Source organism: Methylobacterium sp. WL69, assembly GCF_008039485.1.
In the GTDB taxonomy this organism is placed as follows: Bacteria; Pseudomonadota; Alphaproteobacteria; order Rhizobiales; family Beijerinckiaceae; genus Methylobacterium.
This window is the reverse complement of the sequence record NZ_VRUZ01000045.1, coordinates 23762-29761: the sequence shown is the minus strand read 5'-3', so window position 1 is coordinate 29761 and position 6000 is coordinate 23762. Positions and strand designations below refer to the sequence as shown.

Sequence of the window (6000 nt, the reverse complement as noted above, 5' to 3'; positions counted from 1 at the left end):
GCGCGTGGGGGCGGGGGCTCGCCGGCAGGCGGACGAAGAGTTCCGACAGCCGGGCCCAGGACTGGCGGGCCTGGACGAAGCCCTTCCAGTTGGCGATGGCGAGTTCGGCCGGAGCAAGCGCCCGGGCGACGAGGATCGAGCTCGCGATGATGATCCCGGCCGAGGCCTGGCCGTTGATGACGAGCCAGGCGCCGAGGGCCAGCACCCCCGATTGCAGGGCCATGCGGAACACCTTGGAGGCGGCTCCGAACAGGCCGGCGATGTCCGAGGCGCGCTGGTGGGCGTGCATGTAGTCGCGGTTGGCCGCGGCCCAGCGGGTGGCGAACCGCTCCTGCATGCCCATGGCGGCAAGGACTTCCGCATTGCGCCGGCCCGCCTCCGCCAAGCCATTGCGGTGCAGGCCGTGTCCGGTGGCGGCCTGGGTCGGAGTGCGGGTGGCGCGGTCGGTGAGCAGGCCGAGGATGGCGAGGATGCTGGCGCCCCCGAGGGCGGCGACGCCGATGAGGGGATGGAACAGGAAGCAGATCACGAGGTAGATCGGCATCCACGGCAGGTCGAAGAAGGCGGAGGGGCCGCTGCCGCCCAGAAACCCGCGCAGCTGGTCGAGGTCGCGCAGGGGCAGGAGGCCGTCGCCGGGCGCGGCGCCCTTAAGGGGGGCGCGCACCACGATGTCGAAGACCCGCCCGCTGAGGGATTCGTCGAGGGCGGCGCCGATGCGGGTCAGGATGCGGGAGCGCAAGGTCTCGAGTACGCCCTGGAAGGCGTAGAGCACGAGGGCCAGGACGCAGAGGCCGACGAGGGTCGGCACGGAGCGGCTCGGGATCACGCGGTCGTAGACTTCCAGCATGAAGAACGAGCCCGTGAGGTAGAGCACGTTCACGATGCCGCTCATGACGCCCACCCCGATGAACGCCGCCCGGCACCGCGCCATTGCCGAGACGAGCTCGGCCGAATCCCGCGTCTTCACTGTGCATCCTCCATATTTTCGGTCCTCGACGTCCGGGCGGGAACCTTTGCTCGATCGAAATGCACTGCAAAGTGCTTTGGTCGATCGATTTGGCATTTGTTCAAATCATCGCACGATAATTGTCGGCATGCCTTGAAAAAAGAGGCGATAAATCACCTATACGGACACAAGTTACAGATTTATTCCCGAAAAAAGATCGCTTTTGACTGTCGGGCCCGATCCGGTCGGAGGTCGTTCCGGCGGCCCTGTCTTCATCGGGACAGTATGGCCGGATCTCGATCTCGGATTGCCCGTGCCTGAACCATCCTCCCACGGCCCGGCCATGCGCGGCGGACGATGGGGGACGGCCACGCCGTAGGCCGGACGAAGGGGCTGTTCCCCGCGCCGGCACAGACCCCGGACCACCACGTGGCGGCGGGTCCCGCCGCCGCCGGGCGGATAGTCCGGAATCCTCCCGAGCCGATCCGGCCCATGTCAGCCCGAGCGCTCATGTCAGCCCGAGAGCAGGGCGTGTCGTCGCCTGAGGGATCGCGCCGGAATCGGCTTCCCGTCTCGGGAAGGAACGGCGTGGCCCTGCAGGGGCGGCGGGACATCCCCGTGTCGCTCCCCTGCGGGAGGGGACGCCGATCTCCGCGCGCCGGCCCCCCGGGAAGTCCGCAGGCGCCGCGCGGGTGCCCCACGCGGGATGAGCGAACGGTGTGATCGTCCCGAAGCGTGGCCGGGTGGAGCCCCGACCACGCTTTCTGCGGCCCTCGGCCTCTCAGCCGATGAGGCCGGCGCCGAAGGTACCGTCGTCGAGCACGCTGCGGTTCTCGATCAGGCCATACTGGAGGTAGTGCTGCATGGGATCGAGCTTGGCCTGCGCCACGTCGCCGTGGGTCTGGAGATAGGCCGAGGTGTCGAAATCCGTAGACGGATCACGGCCCTCCTTCCAGCCGATGGCATCGTAATGCGCCAGCGGGTTCACGCCGGCCGCCGCGACGTCGCCGTAGGCGGCGAGATACCCCTTGGTGTCGAACACCGCGTTCGGATCGCGGCCTTCCTTCCAGCCATCGGTGTCGAAGTGCTGGCGGGCGAAGGCGAAGGTGTCGCCGCCGACGAGTCCGGCGGCCCGGGCCACGTCGCCGTTCGCCAGCAGGTAGAACGCGGCGTCGAAGCCGCCCTTGATGTCCGCCGGACGGCCGACGGCGTCGAAGATCGGTCGACCCTCGGCCTGACCGTATTCGAGGTAGTGCGTCAGCGGATCGAGGCCGGCCGCCTTCACGTCCGGGTTGCGGGCGAGATAGACCTGCGTGTCGAAGCCGGCGCCGGGATCGCGGCCTTCCTTCCAGCCGTAGGTGTCGTAGTGGGTCAGCGGATTCTGGCCGGCCTTGGCGACATCGGGGTTCGCGGCGAGGTAGCCCCCGGTCGAGAAGAAGGCGTTCGGGTCGCGGCCCTCGCCCGCGCCGTAGGCCGCGTAATGCGCGTCGGCATCCTGGCCGGCGGCGAGCACGTCCTTGTTGCGGGCGAGGTAGAACAGGTCGTCGACGAGGCGGTTGCCGTCGGCGAGCACGACGGTGGTGTCCGAGAACTGGATGCGCTCGAAGCCGCTGATGGCGTCGCGTCCCTCGGGGCCCGTGACGATGGTGAAGCCGCCGCTCCGGGTCACCTGCGCGTCGGCGAGGGCGGTCGCGAAGATCAGGGTGTCGTTCTGGATGGCGCCGCCGGGCCCGGCGCCGCCGATAAGGATGTCGTTCCCGGGGCTGTTGTAGACCGTGTCGTCGCCGGCGCCCCCGTCGAGGCGATCGCCGAAGGCCGTGCCCCGCAGGATGTCGGCCTCGGCCGTGCCGGTCTTCGCGACGCCGCGCTGAAGCACGCCGTCGGCACGGGCGGCGAGGTTCTGGATGCGCAGGTCACCGGCCGGATTGGTGTCCAGGATCCCGAACGGCGTCGTCGCGTGGAAGGCCTTGAGGTACTCGGCCAGCGCGTCCTGCTCGGATCCCTTGACCGCGAAGGTCTCGGTGTCGGGCAGGGAGACCGGGGCGGCGTCGCGGAGCGCGATCTTGTTCTCGCCGTAGGCCAGGAAGGGATAGTTGTCGCCGCCCAAACCCGGCGCCATGGCGGTGCCGGTGGCGAGGAAGTCGAGGGTCACCACCTTGATGGCGCGGTTGGCGTCGCCGACGATCTGGCCGTTCTCCACCAGGGTGTCGAGGATGCGGCCATCCGCGTCGAGGATCGCCGCATTGACGATGCGCTGGCCCTCGCGGGTGACGGCACCGTTCGCGTCGAGGGTCTGAGCCTGCTTCGTCGCGTCGAAGCTGTAGGAGATCCCGCCGACCTGGGTGAACTGTCCGGGCGTCGCGCCCGGGGCCACCGCCGCGACGCCGTGCTCGAGGACGCGTTCCAGCTCCGAGGCCGTGACGGTGACGATTGCGAGGTTGTTGTTGAAGCGCAGCGAATTGGTGACGTCGAGCTGCGAGATGTCGCCGGCCTGCTTGCCCGCCGAGGGGTTGGCCGCGGGGGGAAGCTCACTGGTGCCGCCGCCGGCCGTGGAGAACGAGCCGATGGAGTCGCGGATGCCGCCGCCGTTCTTGATCGAGACCGTGACGCCGGCGTCGAACTGCTTGGCGTACCAGAGGTTCGCGTCCGACGTCAGGTCGCCGAGGTTGGTCTCCTCCGTGCGGACCTCGCCGCGCCGTCCTTCCAGGTAGACGCTGGAGCGGCCGAGGATGTTGCCGTCCTGGGCGCGGATGACGTCGGCGATGCCGGCGGTCTCCTGCACGCCGTCGTTGTTGACGTCGAGGCCCTCGATGACCTCGCGGACGAGGAAGCCCTTGCTGCCGGGGGTGAAGGCGGCGGCGGTGGAGCCGTAGAGCCCCGCGACGGTGGCGTCGTCCACCGCCACGGCCCCGCTGGTGGCCGGGTTCACCGAATCGCGAAGGATGTTGCCCTTGTCGTCGAAGGTGACGTTGAGGCGGCCCACGTAGGAATACTCGGAGGCGGTGTTGACGAGGACCAGGGTCTGGCCGCTGGCATTGGTGTAGAATTGCGGGTAGGCGCCGGCGGCCGTGTCGCCGGAGAGCAGCCGGTCGTCGCCATCGGCCAGCAGGGTGTGCGACCCGCCGCCGATGAGCACGTCGACGTTGCGCAGGAGCGGGGCCAGGGCCTGCTCGTTGGCGAGCTGCTGCAGGTGGGTGCCGACGATGACCTTGTTCACGTCGGGATTGGCGGCGAGCACCCGGTCGATCTCGGCGTTGATCTGCTGGGCCAGCAGGGGGATGTTGTCCCGGCCGTCGAAGCCGTCCACCGTGACGTTGCCGAGGGTCGTCAGCAGCGGCTCGACCTGGGTGGTGGCGCCCACGAAGGCGATCTTCTCGCCGTTCTCCACCAGGATGGCGGATCGGGCGATCTTGTCGGCGCCGGTGCCGGTCTGGGTCGAGTCCGGTCCGGTCTGCGCGAAGGTGGCATTCGAGACGTTCGGGTTGACGAGGCCCGACAAGGCCGCTTCCCGCGAAAAGTTCAGGTTCGTGGAGAGATAGGGGAACTGGGCGCCGACCCAGGTGTCGTCGGCGTTGCCCGGCGCGGCGCCGAGATTGGCCCCGATGATGTTGGCGACCTCCGTTGGGCCGGAATCGAACTCGTGATTGCCGAACACCGCCGCCTGGACGCCGACGATGTTCTGGATGGTGACGTCGGCCCGGCCCACGGACGGCGCGAGCCTGGCGTAGGCGGCAGCCCCGGTGAGCCCGTAGAATTGGTTGTAGACGCCGTTATAGGTCGCCGCGAGCTGCGGATCGGCGCCGGCGATGAAGAACGGGCTCGGGATCCAGCCGTCGCCCGTGGAGAGGGTGATGGAGTTCGGGTTCGCGTCCTCGAGCTTGTCGACGATGGCGGCGAAGTTCGCCGCACGCTGCGTGGCGAGCAGGCCCGCTTCCCAGTCGGAGGCGTGCAGGATCTGGAGCGTGTAGGTCATGACCGGCGGGGTCTCCGTCGTGAAGGCGCGCTGAGGGGAGGGGGTGTCGCCGGCTTCGTGTCGGGGGCCGCCGGGGTGTCGGACCAAGCCCGGAGCCGTGGATCGACCGCGGGGGCTTGCAGCGTCGGGATCATGCGGACACTCCGGACCGGGCATTCCAGACAACACGGCGCCGGGGACCGGCAGACGTCCCGCGAACTCACGCGGCCGAAGGGCCGTCCCCCGGCGCGAAAGCCGAGAGATGGCCTGCCCCCAGAAACACTGAAGCGTCCGATGCGAATAGTTTCGTGCCGTGACGTTTGCATGAAGACGCCGGCGCCGCAGGCTCGACCCCGGGTCTTCGTCAAGTCATGAGCCGAGTACAGAACTTCAGAATCCAGCGAATCAGTCTTGTCGCGGTCTGGTCCCGTCGCTTGGGCCGAGCCTCATCGCGTGCGCCGGAACGTCGCGACTCGGCGTGACGTTACCCTCTGCGTTCCGCGCGCCAACATCAGGGAGAAACACCATGAAGGCCATCGCACTCGTCCTCGCCTCCACCTTGGTCCTGGGCTCGGCTGCCATCGCGGCCGAAGGCGGATCGGGAACCACGAAATCGGGCACCCTGAACAGCACGGGCCCCAACGATGCGGGCGCAGGCTCCTCCCCGGGTGCCGCCGGAAGCGGCCCCTCGACGGGTGACAAGAGCCGCTCCGGGACGGCGAACAGCACCGGGGCGAACGATGCGGGCTCCGGCTCCTCCCCTGGATCGGCCGGCAAGGGGGCCGGTTCTCCGACCCGCTGAACCTTGTCCGCCGAAGCGGGGGCGGATCCCGCCCCCGAAGATGCGGGGCTGTCACGGAAAGGCGCTCTCGGGTTGAACGCCTGACGCGCGATTTGCACCGGTCTCGTCCGACCCGCTCCGCGAGGGCGGACGGGGTCGGGGGTGCCTCCCGAAACGTCCGGTCGCGGTCGAGTCCCGCTCCGGCACAACGGCAGCGTTGGACAAGAGACCTCTAGGAGACCGGAACGGGATGCCATCTTATCTGCGACGACACATGGCCCGTCTGTCCTGCGCGGCCGCTCTCGGGATCGCCGGCGCGTT

At 69.0% G+C, this 6000-nt stretch carries 2 protein-coding genes and 1 pseudogene; 1 reads left to right on the top strand and 2 read right to left on the bottom strand.

What is annotated here, in order from left to right:
* Together FV218_RS13565 and FV218_RS13560 are read right to left on the bottom strand one after the other, a co-directional pair.
* Positions 1 to 931, bottom strand: a 931-nt coding sequence (locus tag FV218_RS13565) for an ABC transporter transmembrane domain-containing protein (protein ID WP_246685117.1), incomplete at its 3' end; no start/stop codon positions are given.
* A gap of 796 nt (positions 932 to 1727) precedes the next feature.
* Positions 1728 to 4919, bottom strand: a pseudogene (locus FV218_RS13560) (5'-nucleotidase C-terminal domain-containing protein); the annotation flags it as partial.
* A 505-nt stretch (positions 4920 to 5424) separates the two neighbouring features.
* Here FV218_RS13560 and FV218_RS13555 point away from each other — a divergent pair.
* A complete protein-coding gene (locus tag FV218_RS13555) occupies positions 5425 to 5700 on the top strand; it encodes a hypothetical protein (protein WP_056089315.1) in 276 nt (91 codons plus the stop codon).
* The last annotated feature ends 300 nt before the right edge of the window (positions 5701 to 6000 follow it).